We start from the raw sequence: 21,677 nt of genomic DNA on the forward strand, positions 1-21,677 counted from the left end.
AGAGTATATTCCTGATTTAGTTTAATTTTTAACTGGTTTAGTCTTGTCTGAATTCAGCAGTATAATTACTTTCCATAAAGCATTATACGCCGGCAGCACAAGCTGTACGGAGAGGGTACGTTATTACCTTGACCGTATAGCCCAGCTAAAACATTTGAATGCCTTCCTGGAAGTGTATGAGGAGGAGGCCCTGGAAAAGGCACGTGAGCTTGATACCCGCATTAAAAACGGGGAAAAGCTGGGTGCACTTGCAGGTGTGGTGGTTGGTATTAAAGATGTAATCTGCTATAAAGGCCATAATGTAAGTGCCGCTTCCCATATACTGGAAGGGTTCACTTCCCTGTTTTCTGCTACCGCAGTTGAAAGATTGCTGGCAGCAGATGCTATTATTATTGGGAATCTTAACTGCGATGAATTCGCAATGGGTTCTACCAATGAAAATTCTGCTTTTGGACCTACCCTGAATGCCCTGGATAATACCCGTGTACCGGGTGGCTCCTCCGGCGGTTCTGCGGTAGCCGTACAGGCTGATTTATGTCAGGTGAGTCTTGGTAGCGATACTGGCGGCTCTGTCCGCCAACCGGCTGACTTTTGTGGCATAGTTGGACTAAAGCCCACCTATGGCCGTATTTCGCGCTACGGGCTCATTGCTTATGCCTCTTCATTTGATCAGATCGGTATTTTTGGCAAGGATATTGCCGATGTGGCGTCTGTTCTACAGGTGATCGCAGGACCAGATGAGTTCGATAGTACTGCTTCTCAAAAAGAAGTGCCTGATTATAAGGAAAACCTGGAGAACAATAAAACGTTCAAATTTGCGTATTTAAGAGATGCCCAGTACCACGATGGTCTGGACGCAGAGATGAAAGATGGCTATATTGATTTCTTTGAAAGTTTGCAGTCACTGGGTCATACGGTATCAGGAAAGAGTTTTGAGTACCTTGACCATGTAGTTCCAGCCTATTATGTGCTCACTACAGCAGAAGCATCCTCCAATTTGTCCCGCTTTGACGGGGTGAAATATGGGCACCGAACACCCGAGAAAAACCTGGATCTCACCGAATTTTACAAAAAAAGTAGATCAGAAGGATTTGGAAAAGAGGTAAAACGTCGTATATTACTGGGGACTTTTGTGCTGAGCGCGGGCTATTATGACGCATACTATACTAAGGCACAACAGGTTAGGCGTCTTGTAACAGACAAACTCAACGATATATTAGAAGAATAYGACGCCATTTTAATGCCAACTGTGCCATCCACAGCATTTAAATTAGGGGAAAAAACAGATGACCCTATAGCTATGTACCTTGCAGATATTTATACGGTACTGGCAAATCTGGCAGGGGTTCCGGCTATATCCGTTCCTTTGTACCGGCATTCAAACGGGATGCCATACGGTGTACAGATCATCACAAAGAAGTTTAGCGAAGCAAACTTGTTACATATAGCTCATCAGGTGATGGCTAAGGAGCAGGTTACTGTTGTTTAAAATAAATTGTATGAGAAAAATCTTTTTACTACTGCTGTTGCCAGCAACAAGTTTAGTGAGTGTGAGTGCGATGGGGGGCAATAGCAATCCTAAAGAGACGGTGTATCCAATTGGAGCGCCTGATACTTCTGTACTGAAATTGAATCACAAGGTACGTTTACCGAAGGATACAACTGTACAGGCGTCACCGACCTCCGTGGCCGTGAAAAAAGCAGCACAAAGTCTGCCTAATACTATTCGCAGCGCGAAAGTATATGAACAGATCAATAATAACCTGGTTGCCGGTTACGTAAGTAACTATGCTACCCGGTATAGTCAGCATTTACAAATCATGATTGATAAGGGCCAACCTTATTTTAACATGATTGAAAAAGTGTTCCGTGATAATGGTATCCCTGAGGAAATGAAATACCTCGCGGTAATTGAATCCAGCTTTAACACCAATGCCCGCTCCAGAGTGGGTGCTGTAGGCGCCTGGCAATTTATGGCTGGTACTGCCCGCATTTTTGGTTTAAGCGTAGGTAAAAAAGTAGACGAAAGAAAAGATTTCTACAAATCTACCCTGGCTGCCGCTCAGTTCCTGAATCAACTGTATGCACAGTTTGATGACTGGTTGCTGGTAGTAGCCGCTTACAACTGCGGTGCAGGTGGCGTACAACGCGCTATCAATGCCAGCGGACGTAAAGACTTCTGGGGTATGCAATATTTCCTGCCTGCAGAATCACGTAACCATGTATACAAATTCATCGCTACCGGTTATATACTCGACAGGTTCAATAACTTCTTCGGTGTAAGCGATGATGTAAATCCAACTATTACGGTAAATATGCCGGCTGCTGATAACGTATCTGCGCCTATCGCACGTGGTCCGTTAACAGAAGACGAAATATTCAATACTGTTGAAATCAACGTAACCGGCAAATACCGCCTGGAAGCTATTGCAAAGAAACTGGATATGCAGGTGGCAGAATTAGACCGCTTCAATCCTGGCTTTACAAAAGCAATGAGCAGCGCTGAAAATAACTATGACCTGCGCATCCCGAAAGAAAAGATGAAGCTGTTCATGGCCGAAAAAGATGAAATGTTGAAAGAATCCGTTCAGCTCACACTGGATGATAAAGCAGTAGGTGTAGATAAATCCAAATTCCCACCACCAGTGAGAATGGCAGACAAGAGCACCACAGTAGCAAAGAAAACAACGACTACTTCCAGAAAACATTATACTGCTAAAAAACACCACAGCGCTAAAAAACACCACAGCGCTAAAAAGCATACTGCGGCTAAAAAGAAGCATACTACTAAAAAGAAATAATCACCATCATTGGTGTAATGACATAAAAAAAGAGCGTGTATCAATAGGATACACGCTCTTTTTTTATGTCGTTACACCAGTGGAAGTTGGCTGTTTGTTATAGTTGTTCCTAAGGTTATAAACATGTATTGCAACATCACCATATCGCATCAGCTACACTGTCATTAAGCCTTTGCGCTTTTCACTGAAGGCCACCAGGTCCAGCAATGGCCCCGTCATAAAGGTGGTAGCCAGTGCCATCAACACCATCATTGCAAATATTTCGGGAGATAGAATGCCAAGATCAAAACCAATGTTGAGTACTACCAGCTCCATTAACCCGCGGGTATTCATCAGGGCACCAATAGATACCGACTGCCGCCAGGTTTGACCCATAAGTTTTGCAGTAAAAGTACTGCCACCGAATTTACCTGCCACCGCTACCAGCATAATCATGCCGCATACGATCCAAAGATCTCCGTGGTTCAATAAACCGATATGGGTTCTTAAACCAGTATAAACAAAGAAAATAGGCAGCAGCAACATGACGCTTACATCTTCCAGTTTATCGGTCAGCAGTGTTTTGATATTGGTGTTGGCAGGCATGATCACACCAGCCAGGAAAGCGCCAAATAAAGCGTGTATACCTATTACTTCCGCCAGCCAGGCAGATATCAGGAGTACAAAAAACACCAGGGATACCGATGCTTTCTCTCTTCCTTTTGCCATTTGTGCTGCGGTAATTCTGGCGAGCCAGGGGCGTACCAGGAGCAGCATCACGATCACAAATACTAATGCCAGCAAAATGGTGACTACCGCACTTAATACGCCACCAGCATTTACGATAGCTACTACTACTGCCAGAATACACCAGGCGGTAATATCATCGGCAGCGGCGCAGGTAATAGCCATAATGCCCAGCGGAGTATGGGTTAGCTTTCTTTCCTGAACAATACGGGCCAACACCGGAAATGCAGTAATACTCATCGCGATGCCCATAAACAAGGCAAAAGATAAAAAGCTAACATTAGCAGGGGCAAAGCGGGTAAAGAGGAAATAAGCCAGCCAAACGCCCAGGAAAAAGGGGACTATAATACTGGCATGACTGATCATGACTGCATCATGGGCTTTATTCCTGATTTTACTGAGATCCAGTTCCATGCCCACAATAAACATGAAGAAGGCCAGCCCTATCTGGCTGAGGAACTGTAAGTTTTTAAGGGATTCTACAGGGAACAGGAAGGTAGAAAAGGCTGGCATGGCCCAACCTAACAGGGAAGGCCCCAGCAATACACCGGCGATGATTTCGCCTACTACTGCAGGTTGCTTTAATTTATTGGCGATAATACCAAACAACCGGGCGGTGAGCATAATCGCAATGATTTGCAGTAACAGCAGTCCCAGCGGGTGTTTCAGATTGTCGAGGTAGCGCCACCAGCTATGTGTATCTACAGCAGCCGATACCGGCGCTGCAGGAGCGATGGCGTGCGGGTTAACGGGGAGAGATTGTCCCTTCTGAAGGATCACCCAGATCAGCGCTGCGAAAACACCGATGATGGCGGGGTACCATAGAAAGCGTTTGTTCATGACAAAAGTGTTAATGATTGTCTGCAAGATATAAAAAAGCGAAAAGCTATTTCAGCGACGAAGTGTTGCGCATATTAATTTTTCGCAAACCCTTTATCGCTGAAATAGCTTTTCGCCTTATATTTTACTACAGGTTAGCTGATAGCAGCAATTCCTGGCAATTCTTTTCCTTCAAAGAATTCCAGCAATGCGCCACCACCGGTAGATACATAACTTACTTTGTCTGCAATACCGAACTGGTTTACAGCTGCTACGGAATCACCACCACCTACGAGGGAGAAAGCTCCTTTTGCAGTGGCAGTAACAATAGCGTCTGCTACACCTTTGGTCCCAGCCTGGAATGCAGCCATTTCAAATACACCCATAGGGCCATTCCATAAAATAGTGTTGGAGGCAGCAATGGTTTCTGCAAACAGTGCAATAGACTTAGGTCCTATGTCAAGGCCCATCCATCCTGCAGGGATGTTATCATTGGAAACTTCCTGGGTATTGGCATCAGCAGCAAACTTATCGGCAGCAATGGAATCCACTGGCAGTATCAGCTGCACACCTTTTTCTTTTGCTTTTGTTACCAGTTCATTTGCCAGATCCAGCTTGTCATTTTCGCAAAGGGAGCTACCTATTTCTTTGCCTTGTGCTTTCAGGAAAGTATAAGCCATACCGCCACCAATAATGAGGTTGTTGGCGCGATCCATCAGGGTTTCAATGATCAGTATTTTATCACTCACCTTGGCGCCACCGAGAATAGCGGTGAAAGGAGAAGCGGCATCATTGAGTACTTTCTGGGCGCTGTTTACTTCTGCTTCCATCAGCAAACCAAACATGCGGTTTTCAGGTGCATAGAATTGTGCAATAACGGCGGTAGAGGCGTGTGCACGGTGTGCAGTACCGAAGGCATCATTTACATATACATTGCCCAGTTTAGACAGTTGTTCTGCAAAAGATGCGTCACCTTTTTCTTCTGCTTTGTGGAAACGCAGGTTTTCCAGTAACAGCACTTCGCCCATCTGCAGGTCAGCAGCCGCTTTTTCAGCAACCGGACCTACGCAGTCTTCTGCAAACTTTACAGTAACACCACTTAATAAAGAAACGAGGTGGTATACCAGGTGTTTTAAAGAATATTTATCGGTAGGACCATCTTTCGGACGACCCAGGTGAGACATCAGGATAACAGCACCACCATCTTTCAGAATTTTCTGGATAGTAGGTACAGCTGCACGCATGCGGGTATCATCGGTGATTTCAAATTTATCATTCAGGGGAACGTTGAAATCCACACGAATCAAGGCTTTGCGGCCATTGAAATTATAGTCAGAGAATTTGCTCATATGTATCAATTTAAGATAACGAGAAAGGGTATCATTAAAAAACCGCGGTACCAACAGCGCAAAGCGAGTATACAACCAAAAATTTCTGGCCAATTGCTGCTATGGTGTAGTCCCGCGGAAATTTAAAGACTCCCGGTTTGCGCCGGGAGTACTTCGTATAATTATTTGCTGATCAGACCGGCAAAGTACTTCACAGTACGCACCAGTTGTGATACATAGCTCATTTCGTTATCGTACCAGGATACGGTTTTAACCATCTGATGCTCACCAACTGTGAGTACTCTGGTTTGAGTAGCATCAAACAAAGAACCGAAGTGAATACCGATGACATCAGAGCTTACAATTTCATCTTCAGTATAACCGAAAGACTCGTTGGAAGCAGCTTTCATGGCAGCGTTTACTTCTTCAACAGTTACTTTTTTGTTGAGGATGGTAGTCAGCTCAGTTAAAGAACCGGTGATAGTAGGAACACGTTGTGCGCTACCGTCCAGTTTACCTTTCAGTTCAGGCAATACCAGTCCGATTGCTTTTGCAGCACCGGTACTGTTAGGTACGATGTTAGCAGCAGCAGCACGTGCACGGCGCAGGTCACCTTTTGGATGTGGAGCATCCAGGGTGTTCTGGTCGTTAGTGTAAGCGTGTACAGTGGTCATTAAACCAGTAGCAATACCGTAGCTGTCTTGCAGCACTTTAGCCATTGGAGCCAGGCAGTTCGTGGTGCAGGAAGCGCAGGAGATAACAGTTTCGCTGCCATCCAGGATTGCGTGGTTAACGTTGAAAACGATCGTTTTCAGATCACCTGTAGCGGGAGCGGAGATAACAACACGTTTAGCACCGGCAGTAATGTGAGCAGCAGCTTTATCCCTGTCAGCAAAGAAACCGGTACATTCGATTACTACATCGATGTCATGCTCTTTCCATGGAATTTGAGACGGATCTCTCTGTGCATATATTTTCACATCTTCACCGTTCACATTGATTGCGTTTTCAGAATGCTTAACGTCTGCATCGAATCTACCCTGTGCYGAATCGTATTTCAGCAAATGCGCCAGCACGTTAGGGCTGGTGAGGTCATTGATAGCTACCACATCAATGCCGGGCATTTTGTAAATCTGGCGGTATACCAAGCGGCCAATGCGACCGAAACCATTAATACCAATTTTGAGAGTAGTTCCCATTTTACATCGTGATTTGAGTATGAAAAAATCGAGAGCGAATTTACAACCAATACCCTTATTAATCAATATAAATTTAGGTTATGAAAATATTTTTTTGGAAATATAAAATAACATCCTACATTTGCAATCCGAAAATGATGCGCCGCGTTGGTCAAGGGGTTAAGACGCCTCCCTTTCACGGAGGAGTCACGGGTTCGATTCCCGTACGTGGTACAAGAGAAAATGGAACATTACAGTTAAATGTATTGTTCCATTTTTTTATTTGGGATTTCCTCACTCTCCACCGGGAGCCCTCCAAAAATTCATACCAGAAGTTGTACCCCAGATAGTACAGCCAATTCATTAATAAATAAGACTTTTTATTGGGTATGATTGCTTTTTTCAATAGAGCATTTAGCAGGGGAATCCAATTGCAGGCTTTTTATAAGTCAAGGACGCTTTCATTTACTATCATACTACCGCTCCGGAAATCCCTCTTTTCACTTAATTCTCCTGTTTCCCCTTCCCGTGGTATTTTGTCCGCTTCGGGCACCTTCTCCTTCACGCACTGCTGCTGAACCTTCAATTTTGAACAGAATTTTAAATCATCAATTATGCGTTGAATAAGTATCGTTTCTATAACAACGGCACCCATGAAATTTCTGTTGGAAACTACTTTAAGAGAATGGATAATGCCAGGCGAACTTCACTGAAACAAGTCCGTTGTTCGTACTTCTGATAGGGCAATAATACTGTTTCCATATACGATTTTTTAGTAGTAGGTTTGTCTTGATTAGAAAGAAGAACCTATTGTTTAAAAGTTGTAGCCCATGAAAATTATATCTGCCATTCTTTATTTTCTTAGCCATCATCCGGGATGGTCATTCCCGATTATTCTGCTATTTTTTCTATTATTATTTGCCTGGAGAAAGAAGGCCGTGTATGGGATACTTGCTCTCCTGATGCCTATGGCCAACATCTTTCTGGCGCATATGCTGAATGCCTGGTTTTTAAATGCATATGGCGTTAAAGGTGCTGCTATTATCACAAAGGAAGAACAAACGAATTCCACGCTCAACGACCAGTATATTTATGACTATGATGTGTTGGTGAAGACAGCAGATGGACAAGATGTGCTGACCGGTTTTTCTACGATGTCTGCTGCCATTTATCCGATCAGGAACGGCATCCTTATTCCAAATGTGAATGAAACTTTCCTGGTGAAATATATTCCGGGTTATGAAAAAAACATTGTGATCTTAAGTGATGAATCCAACTATGGTATCCTGAGAAAAATGGCAGAGAATCAGCAGGAGGTGCAGAAAGCGTGGATACAGTATAAGGCGAGTCCGCAGAACAAATCCTTTAAAGAAGAGTATCTGCGGGAGTTAAAAACATATGTAGCAGATACTGATAATGCATCAGATCCGGATGTGATCAACAATTATAAATCTATCATTCAACAGCTGGAAGCAGAAAAGTAAAATTAGTGATAAAAGAAAAGGGGCTATCTCACAGAGACAGCCCCTTTTTCTATGCTAAAAGGTGACCTTAGAAACTCAGGCTCAATCTCGCAAACAGGAACCGGCCATTAAAGCCAAATTGCTRTGATGCGCGGGAGTAAAGGAACCGGCCGGAACTCTGGTTAGCCAGAGATAACTCATCAGGATATACATCCAACAGGTTATTGGCGCCAATAGTAAGCTGTAAACCGGGAATGAAGCGATAGCTCGCACTCAGATCGGTGACTACTTTACCACTATATACATCCTGGTTAGCTACGATATTAGTGGCTTCCGTTACTTTTCCGAAGTATACATTACGCAGGAAGAAACCCCATTTCTGAATAGAATAATTCAGTGACAGATTCGCTTTTGTTTGTGGTACGGCAGCCTCCAGGTAGATGCGGCTGGCCTCATCAAAATAAGTACTTTCCAGACCGGCCAACTGAGAGGAAGAATGGATAGGACCTACCAGGGAGGTTTTCGTAAATGTACCGGAGAGATCTGCCTTAAAATTACCTTTACCCGGATGTGCAGTGTAAGTGATCACTACGTCCACGCCTTTTGTTTCTGTGTTGATAGCATTGGCGAAGAACCGCGCTGTTTGTGCGTTGGCAGAGCGGAGAATATTATAAATTTCCTGTTCTTTCGGTGTACCGTTTTGTTTACCGGAGAATTGACCGGTATACACAATGCGGTCATCAATACGGATGTAATAACCATCTACTGTTAACTTCAGGGGACCGAGATTGCTGGTCAGGCCGGCGCTGTAGCTCTGGGAAGTTTCCTGTTTTAATTTAGGTATTCCCAGTAAAGCAGCTACACGGCTATCGTTGGTGAAAGTACCTGATTCCACGAATGCACCATCTGTGAAGATACTGGAGGTAGCATTGAAGTATCGCTGATGCAGGGATGGTGCTCTGAAGCCAGTGCTGGCAGCAGCTCTTATCAGGAGTTTAGGGCTAAACAGGTAACGGCCTGCCAGTTTCCAGTTAAGCGTAGAACCAAAATCGGAGTAGTTTTCAAAGCGGAGCGCACCATCTACCAGTAGCTTTTCTGTAAAGTTTACTTCCACATCTCCATAACCGGCAATGGCCGTACGGGAGGCGTTGGTGGCATTATCCGGGCTGAAACCCGGAAAGCTTTGTGAACCGCCGGCAAAGGCGTTACCGTTGGCCGCAAAACGGGTGGAGATATTTCCTTTAGGATCCGGAATTAATATAGGTTTTCCGGTAGCATCCGTACCAATTTTGAGCGCATTGCCGTAGTTGATATAGGAAGATGTTTCACCAGGCAGTATGCGATAATTTTCATAGCGATGTTCTGCGCCAAAGGCAACGTTGATGCCACTTAACGGATCACTAAAAAACCGGCTGAAATCGAGGTTGGTAGTGTTTTGCTGAAAGCGGTAGCCACCTGCTTCAAAAGAAGTAGGAGAGGCTTTCAGCATAGAGGCGTTGAGGGTATTATCTACGGTGAAGTCAACACCGTTTTCGCCGAAAGTATTGCTGAAGTCTACTTTCCATTCATGCAGAGAGCCCCTGATACCTGCTGCCAGTGACTTGTCGCGGTTGTCGGTAACAATCAGCGGCAGAAAGCCGTTGGGATAGATCGTATCGTTGTTTTGTGTAAGCTGCGAAGGTGTTCTGAAAAAAGCAGCGGCTTCAGCATGACGATAATTTAAACCACCAAATGCATATACTTCTGCTTTATCGCTAACGGGGAGTGAAGCATTGAAAAACAGGCTGCCACCGCGGTTGGCCGACTGCCCGATTCTTGAATTAAAGTCATTGCGGGCCAATCCTCTTTTAGCGAGTTCCTGGTCGGTGATATCTTTTCCGGTAGGTGTACCTGGTACAGTGGCCAGGGCCGGATCGTTATAGTCATTGAAGATGGTGCCGGTGAAAGTGCCGGTGCGATTGGTATAATTGCGGTAGTCGTAAGAACCAGCCAGGTTAATGAAACCGCCTTTGTCACCCAGTGGGAGACCATAGTTGATATTGGCTTGTACATTTTGTCCATCGAGGTTGTTTTCTGAATGCTTTGATACGTATCCGCCGGTAGATACATTCACATTTACCTTATTCACTTCATCATTCAGAATGATATTGATCACACCTGCAATCGCATCTGAACCGTATTGTGCGGCCGCGCCATCACGCAGTATTTCAATTCTTTTGATGGCGGCAGTGGGAATGGCGTTCAGGTCTGTACCTACAGATCCTTTACCAAAGCTGCCGTTTATATTAACCAGGGAAGTGGTATGTCTTCTTTTGCCATTGATCAGTACTAATACCTGGTCTGGGCCAAGACCGCGCAGGGAAGCGGGATCTATATGATCTGTTCCATCAGACAGGGCCTGGGTATTGGAGGTAAAGGACGGTGCCACATAATTGAGTATCTGGTTAATGCTTACCTGTGGGGAGTATTGTGCTATTTGTTTTACATCCACTACATCTACCGGCACCACAGTGGTGAGCTGGCTGCGGGGAGCACTCCTGGAACCCAGTACCACTACTTCATTCAGGTCATCGGTGGAGTTAAGGATAAAGTCCAGCGATGCGTTTTGACCGGTGGTGATAGTAACATCTTTTGTTGCCGTTTGGTAGCCGATGTAGCTGACACTCACTTTATAGGTGCCGGGTTGAATAGCTATTTTATAGTGTCCGCCAAGGTCGGTAGCGGCGCCGGTATTATGCCCCACTATTTTTACAGAAGCGCCTACCAATGGTTGCTTTTTATCGGCAACAATTCCTTCAATTGTTTGTCCATAAGCAGTATAAGACAATAGGAAAAGCCATACAAGGGCGTACAATTTTGGTTTCATACAATTTTTTTTATTACTGAGATGATCGCTAAAGGAGTTTGCTTTCTTTAGGAAATAGGGAACAAGGATTATTATTTATTGATGGCCCGAAGGCAGGGTGGCGGTGGCGGACAGCATCCCGTTTGTTTGCGGGCGACTGGTTGTTTGTCTGCAGTCATAGACTTTGATTAATGTTACGCTAAAGTAGCTAAATTGAATGACCCAAACAATAGTCTACTAAATTTATAGGATAATAATTTATGRGCATGATACGTATGCTTTGAAAAACAGGGTTATCTTTAAACAATAAGCGATCTGTTATGAAACATAAGAAAGCCGTTAAGTTGTTGGTAGCTATGCATCCCATGCAGCGGATTTTGGTGAGCCTGGGCTTAGCCGCATTGGTTTTTGTAATCTTATTTTTTACCAGGGTAGCCCTGCACCCGTTGATCATATATGGGATATTATGGGATGTATTTGCGCTTTCCTACATTACTACTGGCTGGGTTGTTTTTTATAACCGTACGATAGACGAAATACGAAAGTGGGCGAGAGTGGATGATGGCAGCCGTCTCTTTGTTTCTTTCATCGTGTTGGTAGCATCTGTTGCCAGCCTGGTGATTGTTTTATTGCTGATGTTATCGAAGGAGATTTCCGGCGGATCAAAACTGATCTATCTGCCGGTGGCGATTACCGGTATGCTGGCTTCCTGGACCATGGTGCATACTACCTTAACGTTTCACTATGCCAACCTGTATTATGATGACGATGAGAATGATGTTACCAAACATGCCGGGGGACTGGATTTTCCGAAGGAAAAATGCCCGGATTATATAGATTTTGCTTATTTCTCCTTTGTGATAGGGATGACGTTCCAGGTATCGGATGTGGAAATCAGTGCGCGGGTGATACGGCGTACAGCACTGGCCCATGGATTACTTTCTTTTGCATTGAATACATTCGTAGTGGCATTAACCATTAACCTGATTGCCGGACTAAAACAATAGGTCGTATAGCCTTGAGGGTTAGGCCCAGGTACCCATCTCCCCAAAAAAAATGATGGAAGAGGATTGATGGTGGAAATAAAATGCAAAATTAGTGCCTAAATGCCCGTTGGTAGCGGGAAAGGATGGGGCAGCTTGCGGCATAAAACCGAAAAAAATGCTGCTGAAAAGCACGGAAATTCTTACCTTTATAAAAGAATCGAAAAAAAATTTTGGATTGTAAAACATTTTCCTATCTTTGCAATCCCAAACGAAAAATGCCGCGTTGGTCAAGGGGTTAAGACGCCTCCCTTTCACGGAGGAGTCACGGGTTCGATTCCCGTACGTGGTACAAGAAAAAAGGACTTCTGCAAAGAAGTCCTTTTTTTATTTCGCCGATTTATTCCCGCACCTGAATTTTAGTTTGCCAGCAATCGTCTGACATGCTGCATATTCACAACAACATTTAGTACTTTTATTCCTACACTGCTTCTTTCCCGGAAATTGCAATGATTCTAAGGCATATCAAGGCTAAAGCCCAACGATGGCAAAATGCAGTCAGGTATATCATTTACCTGCTGTGGATACTTGCATACCCCCCTGCTTCCTTTGCCCAGCAGCCTGGGAATGTATCCTATAACTTTTCCCACCTGGATATCGGCAACGGACTGGCCAGCAACCACGTTTCCGCCATTATGCAGGACAGGAAAGGGTTTATATGGATTGCCAGCACCGCTCTGCAGCGATATGACGGTACCAACCTGGTGACCGTCGCCAGCTTTGACCGTGTGCCCGGCTCCATCTATTATGATGACATCTGCCTGTGTGAAGACAAGAAAGGTCGTATCTGGATGGGTACTCCCGATAATATTCGTGTATACGACCCTGTTACAGACCAGGTAAGGGCATTGAAGATATCCGACAGGGATATCCGGCCGGAAGGGCTGCAATGCAGCCAGATTGTGCAGGATCATGACGGTATCATATGGGCTACCACCCATGATGGGCTGCTCCGCTTCAACGAAAAAGCATTTAATTTCCAAAAAGCGGCCATTATCCCCGAAGGCGATAGGATCCAAATGATGGACGCTATCATGGAAGATGAATCAGGTAATCTCTGGATCAGCGGAAAAAAAGGGGTTTATATACTGGATCGCCAGCGCAAACATTTGTACAGCAGGGCTAACAACCCCGAACACCTGTCCGTATTGGATATCGATAATACCTTTAAGAAAATATATACGGATGCCTACCACCAGATATGGCTGGCAGGCAGAAGTGCACAACTGTACTACTATGACCCTGTTACTCATAAAGTAAACAACTATATTTTCGACAAGCCAACCGGTAAACCAAACTGGCAAAAGCCCGTTTATGGCGATGCCATCTTCGATATCATCTCCGACAAGGAAAAAAATACCTGGATGGCTACCGAAAAGGGGGGCGTTTTCCGGTATAATGGCGCTCTGAAGACTTTTGATCTGAAAATCATTGCCGACAATGCAGATGAAAAAGGATTTCATTATACCTATGAAGCCAACTGCTTTTTAACTGACCGGGAAGGTCATCTCTGGATTGGTACAGATCGCGGCATAAATATTCTTAGTCTGCATAATAAAACCTTCCGTTTACTGGATGACCGCACCAGATTTCCCAATACCAAAGAACATCTCCCGGCAACGGAAGTCACCGGCATTTACCAGGCCACCAATGGCAATGTATATGTAGGCTACTGGGGGAAAGGGTTCAGCCGCTTAACAGCAGACCTGAATCTGATACAAAATTATGTACACGATGATGGCGATCCAGGTATAACAATCCCGGAAGAACGCGGGCTGGTGTGGAGTTTCGCTGAATTAAAAGATGGCACCATCCTCGTGGGACAGGAAAACGGGAATCTTTCCCTTTTCAATCCCACTACCGGTAAGTTCATCAAACACCTGTCATCGCCTACTTTCTATGAACAAACGCTGCTGCATCTACAGGTACAAAACGATACCACCGTTTGGATTGGCTTATACAAAAGAGGGCTGGCCAGCTGGAACCCGGTGCGAAACACTTTCCAGGCTTTCAATCAGATAACCGACTCACTGAAACGACCGGTATCTGTAATGGATATTGTGCCACAAGGCGATACCTCTCTGTGGCTGGGGACCAGTAGCGCGGGACTTATGTTATTCAACACCCGTACGCGTAAGATTGCCATCAGGGAATCGTTTACCTGGAATGCGCGTATGTACAACAATATAACCTGTTTGCTGCCTTATAACGACAGCACGCTGCTGGCCGGAACAGACCACGGCCTGTGGATCTATAATCCCCTGAAACATACTTATAAACCATTGCTAACGAACAACAAATTGTTTGATCAGTGGGTACTGAGTATGGAAGAAGGCGGGGCCGGTGAAATCTGGTTTACTACACAATATGGCTTCTATCGGTATTCCCCGTTGGACGACAAGCTGGAAACATTTATCCAGGGAGATGATATTATTGACAACGCCCGCAAAGTACGCCGGCGAATTGTTAAACTAAAAAACGGCAGTCTGCTGGTAGGTGCATCCGACCACTTTGTTTCTTTCGATCCGCAAAGTTTGCGCGTGGCGCCCCACCCACCCGATGTAACCATCGTAAACCTGAGGGTACCGGACAGCGTAGTGCTTATTCAGGCGGCCCTTAGGGATAGCGTACCGGTGAACCTGACCCATAAGCAGAACTTCATTGGCATCGAATTTAAGAGTCTGCAATACCACCAGGAAAGGATCCGTTACTACTATCAGTTGGAAGGGGTAGACGAAAACTGGGTACTGACAGATAACATCCTGGTTGCTAAATATACCAACCTGCCACCAGGCAATTATGTTTTCAAGGTGCGTGCGGTGAATACGGCCGGCACGTTTTCAGATCATATCACCACGTTGTTGTTATTTATTAAACCTGCTTTCTGGCAAACCGGTTGGTTTAAGCTGTTATGTTTTCTGCTGGCGGTATCGCTGGTATATCTTTATTTCAGATTGCGTATTCACGGTATCAAAAAAGAAGCAAAACAACGGGAGGCCATACAACAACAAATAGCCCAACTGGAAATGAAAGCCCTGCGGGCACAAATGAATCCACACTTCATTTTTAATGCACTGAATTCCATCCAGACATTTATGATGAAAAGCGAAACAGAACAGGCATTGTCTTACCTGAGCCGCTTTGCGAAATTAATCCGTAATGTACTGGACAACTCACAACTCAATAACATCACAGTTGCGCAGGAAGTAAGTGTATTGGAAAACTACATGGAACTGGAAAAGCTGCGCTTTACAGATGAATTTGAATACGAAATTATTGTAGATCCGTCACTGGATGCCCATATGGTAGAAGTTCCTACCATGATCATCCAGCCTTTTGTGGAAAATGCTATCTGGCACGGATTACTGCATGAAAAAAACAAAGGTAAACTGACCATCATCTTCAAAAAAGTAGATGATCGTATACGTTGTACAATAGAAGATAACGGTATTGGCAGAGAAAGGTCTGCCGCCATGAAGCGATTGAATAAACCCCGGCATCAGTCCCGTGGACTACAAATTACCAGAGACCGGCTATCACTGTATAACAGCCGTTTTAATGTAGATGCCAGCTTTGATATTGAAGATCTTACCGATGAAGAAGGAAAGGCAACAGGGACCAGGGTTAATTTGTGGTTTCCATTCGTAGAAGAGTAAGCACTGTGATGAGCTGCTCATCACAGTGCCCTGTTATTTAGCTGAGCCCCAGCTCAAAATGCCGCTCAGGAATTTCAATATCCTGGAAGCCTTTTTTCAGCAACCAGTTTCTGAAAATCTGTTGTACTTCGTATTCTCCATGTACCAGGAATAATTTCTTCACTGCTTTCGGATCCTGACAGGCGAGCCACTGACTTAAGTCTTCATAGTCGCCATGTGCACTCATAGAGCGGATAACGCCTACTTCTGCATTTACCTGGAAACGGGTACCATAAATAGATACTTCTTTGGCGCCGCGCATCAGGCGACCACCCAGCGATTGAGGTTCACAGTAACCTACAATGAGAATGGTATTCTGTGGTTCATCGATGTTATTGGCGATGTGATGTTTTACGCGTCCTGCTTCGGCCATGCCTGATGCAGAGATGATCACGCAGGGTTCCTTGCGGAAGTTAAGTGCTTTGGATTCATCTACAGACTTGATGTAACGCAGGCCCGGGAAGTCGAATGGATCATCATCTCTTCTCAGGAGATTGGATACTTCCTTATTGAATACTTCCGGGTGTGCTTTGGTAACGGCGGTGGCTTCCGTAGAGAGCGGGCTGTCTACAAAAATATCCACCTTAGGCAGGGTGCCTTTCAGCTGTGCATTGTTGAGGGCATACAGCAATTCCTGTGTGCGGCCTACGCTGAAAGCAGGAATAATGAGCTTACCTCTTTTTTCTACGCAGGTTTCGCGGATGTAGCGGAGCAGTTCATCATCGGCAGGTGCGGCATCGGCGTGCAGGGTGCTGCCGTAGGTAGATTCTATCAGGATATAATCTGCCTGCGGGAAGGTAGCCGGTGATTTCAGGATAGCGTCGTTATAACGGCCTATATCACCGCTGAAAGAGATTTGTTCTGTTTTACCGTTTTCCGTAATCCGCAGATGCACAGATGCGGCGCCTACAATGTGGCCTGCATCAGTAAACATAAGCTGAATATCCGGATCTATATGGGTCCAGGTGTTATAGCCCATCGGCTTTAAGGAGCCGATGGCGATTTTGGCATCCTCCACACTGTACAGTGGTTGTATGTAGGGGAGACCTTCCTGGGCCATTTTTTTATTAGTGAATTTTGCATCTGATTGTTGTATTTCGGCAGAATCCATCAACAGGATTTCTGTCATATCGCGGGTAGCCGGTGTACAGAAAATATGGCCACCGTAGCCCATTTTCACTAAGCGGGGAATCAGCCCGGAGTGATCGATATGTGCATGCGATAATACCATGTAGGTCACCTCCTGCGGATCAAATCCGAAGTCCCTGTTCAGGGAATCAGTTTCATGTCCCATACCCTGGAACATGCCGCAATCCAATAAAACCTTTTTACCATTCTTGAGTGTGATCAGGTGTTTTGATCCGGTAACGGTGCGCGCGGCGCCATGAAATGCAATCTTCATATCTGTGTTTTTGGGTGAACCGGGTTCACCATTTACGATTTACTTTTAAACGACCAGGTGATCGCGAAGGAGGCAATTAATATGCCGTCTTTATCTCTGCCTTCACTATGGAGGGTAATGGTTTCCGCTGAATTATTGTTGAGCGCTCTCTCGATAGCAGCTCTCAGCAGAGGCAATTCCGAACAGGTAAATAACGTGAGGCCGGTGGCCTTTTTAACAAACGTAGCTTCCATGCCGGTAACGAGCATGGATACACGCCGTGGAGCGCTGCGCACATACATCATCGCGGGTAGCCCGGTGCTTAGCTCTGCGGCCATGGCCAGGCAGGCAAAGTAAGTAGATTTAAAAGGGTTCTGTGATAACCAGCGAAAAGGTACGGAGGTAACACAGGTATCTGCTTCGAGTGATTGTAGTCGAACGCCGGAAAGCCATGCTGCCGGAAGTTTCCAGAACAAATAGGCTGAAAATTTAAACGGATGCTGTGCAAACTTTTGAAAAGATTGCACAGCATCCGTATTAAAAGTGGTAATGCCGTTATCCATGACAATGTTATTCGTTGATGTAATGGGAAGGCAGCAAAGCTGCTGGTGACCATTGTTTCAGGAACTCCTGCACTTTTTTCTTATCATAGGAATCTGCAGATTCCAGTAACCCGGAATTCTGTGTATGTAAGCGGTTGCCTTTTGCATCCAGTATTACCATTACCGGAAAACCGAAGCGCTGTGGAAATCCCAGCTCTTTCAGTATAGGCAGATTCTTATTTTCTTTACTGTAGTTAAGATGATACACTACATAGTTGTTGTTCAAATCCGCTTTTAGCTCGGCATCATCCTCGATAAATTTATAGAATCTTTTACACCAGATGCACCAGTTACCACCGATTTGCAGCAGCACATGCTTGTTTTCTTTAGCGGCTTGTTTTTCGGCGGCGGCGATGTCGGCTTTTGCATCGGCGGCAGGATTATAAATGTGTTCCAGGTCATGGGTTTGCGCCTGGGTGGCAGGAATCGCAAAGGCAATACTGAGTAACAATGTCCAAACGTACTTCTTCATAAGAATCGATTAAATCAGGATATCTAATTTACACTATATTTTGCACATACGACTGAATGGCCTGCTGGGCATTGTTGGGGTCCTGCAATTGCAGGTTTACAATGTCTTTCAGTTGTTGTTGCAGGGCCGGCACATACACCGGCACACATACTTCTATGCGGCGGTGGAGGTTTCGGTTCATCCAGTCTGCGGAGCCCATATACACTTCTTCCTGGTTATTATTATGGAAGATGAATACGCGGGCATGTTCGAGGTAGCGGTCTACAATCCTGATGATGCGGATATGCTTACTTTCCGGAATGTCCGGTACCAGGCAGTTGATGCTGCGCACAATCAGGTCTACCTGTACACCAGCTTCGCTGGCTTCGTACAGTTTGCCTATCATGCCTCTTTCCTGCAGGTTATTTATTTTGATGATGATGCGGGCAGGCTTGCCTTCTTTTGCGTGTTTGATTTCCCGGTCTATCAGGCCGGCAAATCGAGTTGTCATATTGAACTGTGCTACCAGCAAATGTTCGAACTGCAAAAAATTATAGGCCACCGGTTGTTCCCTGCTTTGCAGGTAGAGGAACAGCAATTCCATCTCCCTGGTAATACCTGTGTGGGCGGTAAACAACACATGATCAGTATAGAAACGGGCGGTGCTTTCGTTAAAGTTACCGGTAGCAATTAATCCGCAGTAATCCCACTGATAGCCACGATTGCGTTTTACCAGCGCGGTTTTGGCATGTACTTTCATGCCCGGAATGCTATAGATCAGTTTTACACCGGCATCTTTCATTTTCTTTGCCCAGCGTATATTATTGGCTTCATCGAAACGGGCTTTCAGCTCCACGAACACGGTAACTTTTTTACCGTTCCTGGCGGCACTGATCAATGCCTGTGCTATCTGAGAACCGGAAGCGATGCGGTAAAGTGTGACGTAGATTTCTGCTACATCCGGATCAGTGGCGGCTTCGCTGAAAAAGCGCAATATATAATCATAGCGCTGATAAGGAAGGTGAATCAGCAGGTCCTGCTGTAATACCAGGTCCAGTAAGCGATCGGTAGCAGCTATCGTTTTATTTTCCGCAGGAATTACTTTGGGATAATCTGCATGTACCAAACCCGGAGGCTCCGGCAGATTGGCCAGGTCTTTCAGGTTATGATAACGTCCGCCCATCACCATTTCATCTTCCCGTACATCAAACTGTTGCGCCAGGAAATGCAGCAGGGGCAGTGGGATGGAGGCATCATACAGGAAACGGGTAGGTACGCCTAACTCACGTTTACGGATCAACGTTTCTACTTCTTCCAGTATATCCCCTTTTATCTCATCCATATCCATATCCGCGTTGCGCGTGAGTTTCACGCTATGGCAGCCGGCAATAATATAGTCAGGGAAGAGATAGCCCAGATGTGTACGGATAATATCATCCAGGAAAGCGATATAGTGAATGCCTTCCAGTGAAGGTAGCTGCAGAAAACGGGGCAGGGATGCCGGTATATTTACAATGACATATTCCTGTATGGTATCATTGTTTTTAGGTACCAGTGTAACTGCCAGGTAAAGCGCATTGTTTTCGAGGAACAGGTTCTTTTGTTTACCCACGAGCCATACCGGCTGTAAATAAGCCAGTATAGTAGTCAGGAAATAGTTTTTGGTAAACGCATGATGTGCTTCCAGCAATGGCTGATTATAGTACAGTTGTATACCCTGAGATAATAATGCCGGCAGCACACTGCCGGTAAATATTTGTCCATATTCCTGTTGTTGCCGGTTGATTTCCTGCAACACTTCGGTGAGGGTATCGCTGCTGATAGATTCATTTTCGCCTGCTGCCGGATCATTCTCCAGTACTTTGTTGATGGCTAATACCGCCGGCATTCTCACGCGAAAAAACTCATCCAGGTTAGAGGAGAAAATAGACAGAAACTTAATTCGTTCGTATAGTGGTACCTGTTGGTCTGCCGCCATTAGTAATACCCGGTAATTAAACGATAACCAACTGAGATCGCGGTTATATAAAGGAACACCCATGAATCATTATGCTTTTACCGGGAAGAAAATTGCTGCAATCAAAAATGCGAGCACAGAAATAATAAGACCAAACATGAAAATATTATAAGAAATACGCAGCAGCTTATATTTATGTCCCAGTACTACGCCGAGGAAATAGATATCCCTTGTCATGCTGCTATACAGGAAGTCAGAATCATTCATCATCTGTTTCATGCCCCACTGATATTCTTCCAGTTGCATCTTATAAAAGTTACCAAAGAACAGCAGGTTGGCATCTTTCTTCTCAATATCTACTTTGGTAAATACGCCACTGGTTACATTGGGTCGGGTGGCCAACACGGAGAATATAACGGTCAGTACGGCGGTGGTCAGGAATATGATAGAAGGAATCACCATATTAGGATAGTCCTCCAGTCTTCTTACCAGCACACTCAATATCACGGAAATGATAATAGAGTTCACCGAAATCATGATATGGGCTTTACTGTCGGCCATGGAGCTAAGCCGGATATGATTGGTAGAAGTGGTTCTGAACATGGTTTCCACACCCCGATCCGGCTTCTTCAGCTTATCCTTGTCTTTATCTTTCTTCACCTTTTCGGTAGCAGTTTTGGGAGCTTCAGGGCTACCCGGAATAACGCTGGCTTCATCGGCCGCTTCAGCTGATTTTTTCTCCAGCTTCTTTTGCAGCTTAGCCAGGTTCTCTTCTTTTTGTTGCTTGAACAGCGTTTGGGCGTAATCTGTCCAATAGTGATGTGCTGTTAAAAAAGCGATATTGTTGGTGAGCCATTTAACGGCGGGTATTTCCTGCTCATAAGTAAGCTGTAATTCCTGCCTCAATAATTTGTTGCGGTCTGAAAATTCTTTGGATCCCAGGTGGGAAAGATCCGCATCACATACAATTTGTTCTACCAGGGTATGCGGTGACTGGGGCATTTTGGTAGCCAGAATAGCTCCCTGCACCATGGCCTGAACATTTTCAGGGACCTGTTGTTGTTGTAAAAACTGCAGGGCTTCTTTGGCGCCATTTTCTTCGTGCAGCTTTCCTTCTCCCAATAAATAACCGGCGTCATGAAACCAGGCAGCCACATATACTGCCAGTAATTCGTCATCCTGTAAACGGTAGTGGGCGGCAATCTGTGCAGCAGCCTGTACTACCTGTTGTGTGTGAACAAGATTGTGATACACCAGGTTAGGGTGCGGGTGTTGTTCATACTGGGCTAGTACATAATCCCGGGCTGCATCTATAATAACATTGTTTTGCATAAGGAAGACGAAAATTAAGATAAGGAACGGCGAAATATGTTGTATGCTTCTCGCTT

Annotated in this window: 14 protein-coding genes and 2 tRNA genes; 7 read left to right on the plus strand and 9 right to left on the minus strand. The window is 45.1% G+C overall.

Annotated features, from left to right (window positions below):
- Positions 1-43 precede the first annotated feature (43 nt).
- Complete coding sequence (gene gatA, locus AC1DP6_RS30700) at positions 44-1,489, plus strand: Asp-tRNA(Asn)/Glu-tRNA(Gln) amidotransferase subunit GatA (protein WP_477058297.1); 1,446 nt, start codon at positions 44-46, stop codon at positions 1,487-1,489.
- A 10-nt stretch (positions 1,490-1,499) separates the two neighbouring features.
- Positions 1,500-2,801, plus strand: a complete 1,302-nt coding sequence (locus AC1DP6_RS30705) for a lytic transglycosylase domain-containing protein (protein WP_477058298.1) — start codon at positions 1,500-1,502, stop codon at positions 2,799-2,801.
- A 153-nt stretch (positions 2,802-2,954) separates the two neighbouring features.
- Here the strand turns inward: AC1DP6_RS30705 and AC1DP6_RS30710 are convergent, their stop codons facing one another.
- The 3 genes from AC1DP6_RS30710 to gap all read right to left on the minus strand — a co-directional run bounded on the left by AC1DP6_RS30710 (position 2,955) and on the right by gap (position 6,873).
- Complete coding sequence (locus AC1DP6_RS30710; RefSeq protein ID WP_477058299.1) at positions 2,955-4,367, minus strand: cation:proton antiporter domain-containing protein; 1,413 nt, start codon at positions 4,365-4,367, stop codon at positions 2,955-2,957.
- Positions 4,368-4,501: 134 nt separating this feature from the next.
- Positions 4,502-5,695, minus strand: coding sequence for a phosphoglycerate kinase (locus tag AC1DP6_RS30715; protein WP_477058300.1), 1,194 nt, complete (start codon positions 5,693-5,695; stop codon positions 4,502-4,504).
- A 161-nt stretch (positions 5,696-5,856) separates the two neighbouring features.
- Positions 5,857-6,873 (minus strand): type I glyceraldehyde-3-phosphate dehydrogenase, encoded by a 1,017-nt coding sequence (gap, locus tag AC1DP6_RS30720; RefSeq protein ID WP_441576558.1) that lies wholly within the window; start codon positions 6,871-6,873, stop codon positions 5,857-5,859.
- 141 nt (positions 6,874-7,014) lie between these two features.
- Between gap and AC1DP6_RS30725 the strand changes: the two genes are divergently transcribed.
- Both AC1DP6_RS30725 and AC1DP6_RS30730 read left to right on the plus strand, forming a co-directional pair.
- Positions 7,015-7,086: transfer RNA gene (locus tag AC1DP6_RS30725), tRNA-Glu, on the plus strand.
- A gap of 596 nt (positions 7,087-7,682) precedes the next feature.
- Positions 7,683-8,336, plus strand: coding sequence for a hypothetical protein (locus AC1DP6_RS30730; protein ID WP_477058301.1), 654 nt, complete (start codon positions 7,683-7,685; stop codon positions 8,334-8,336).
- A gap of 67 nt (positions 8,337-8,403) precedes the next feature.
- Here AC1DP6_RS30730 and AC1DP6_RS30735 read toward each other — a convergent pair whose 3' ends face one another.
- The gene (locus tag AC1DP6_RS30735; RefSeq protein WP_477058302.1) at positions 8,404-11,181 is read right to left on the minus strand and encodes a TonB-dependent receptor; all 2,778 of its coding nucleotides are present in this window, start codon (positions 11,179-11,181) and stop codon (positions 8,404-8,406) included.
- Positions 11,182-11,480: 299 nt separating this feature from the next.
- Between AC1DP6_RS30735 and AC1DP6_RS30740 the strand changes: the two genes are divergently transcribed.
- From AC1DP6_RS30740 to AC1DP6_RS30750, 3 genes are all read left to right on the plus strand, one after another.
- Positions 11,481-12,167 carry a DUF1345 domain-containing protein gene (locus AC1DP6_RS30740; RefSeq protein WP_477058303.1) on the plus strand — a complete coding sequence of 229 codons (687 nt, stop codon included), beginning with the start codon at positions 11,481-11,483 and terminating at the stop codon, positions 12,165-12,167.
- A 256-nt stretch (positions 12,168-12,423) separates the two neighbouring features.
- Positions 12,424-12,495, plus strand: a tRNA-Glu gene (locus tag AC1DP6_RS30745).
- 157 nt (positions 12,496-12,652) lie between these two features.
- Complete coding sequence (locus AC1DP6_RS30750) at positions 12,653-15,859, plus strand: two-component regulator propeller domain-containing protein (RefSeq protein WP_477058304.1); 3,207 nt, start codon at positions 12,653-12,655, stop codon at positions 15,857-15,859.
- Between the two features lie 37 nt (positions 15,860-15,896).
- Here AC1DP6_RS30750 and AC1DP6_RS30755 read toward each other — a convergent pair whose 3' ends face one another.
- Genes AC1DP6_RS30755 through AC1DP6_RS30775 form a run of 5 tightly spaced genes read right to left on the minus strand, consistent with a single transcriptional unit; the run spans position 15,897 to position 21,621 of the window.
- Positions 15,897-17,300 (minus strand): MBL fold metallo-hydrolase RNA specificity domain-containing protein, encoded by a 1,404-nt coding sequence (locus AC1DP6_RS30755; protein ID WP_477058305.1) that lies wholly within the window; start codon positions 17,298-17,300, stop codon positions 15,897-15,899.
- Positions 17,301-17,332: 32 nt separating this feature from the next.
- A complete protein-coding gene (locus AC1DP6_RS30760; RefSeq protein ID WP_477058306.1) occupies positions 17,333-17,842 on the minus strand; it encodes a DUF4442 domain-containing protein in 510 nt (169 codons plus the stop codon).
- Between the two features lie 7 nt (positions 17,843-17,849).
- Positions 17,850-18,353: a thioredoxin family protein gene (locus AC1DP6_RS30765; protein WP_477058307.1), complete on the minus strand. Its 504-nt coding sequence runs from the start codon at positions 18,351-18,353 to the stop codon at positions 17,850-17,852.
- A 28-nt stretch (positions 18,354-18,381) separates the two neighbouring features.
- Positions 18,382-20,373 (minus strand): polyphosphate kinase 1, encoded by a 1,992-nt coding sequence (gene ppk1 / locus AC1DP6_RS30770; protein WP_477058308.1) that lies wholly within the window; start codon positions 20,371-20,373, stop codon positions 18,382-18,384.
- Between the two features lie 6 nt (positions 20,374-20,379).
- Positions 20,380-21,621, minus strand: a complete 1,242-nt coding sequence (locus AC1DP6_RS30775) for a Pycsar system effector family protein (protein WP_477058309.1) — start codon at positions 21,619-21,621, stop codon at positions 20,380-20,382.
- Positions 21,622-21,677 lie beyond the last annotated feature (56 nt).

The organism is Chitinophaga sp. 01L420, assembly GCF_056399985.1.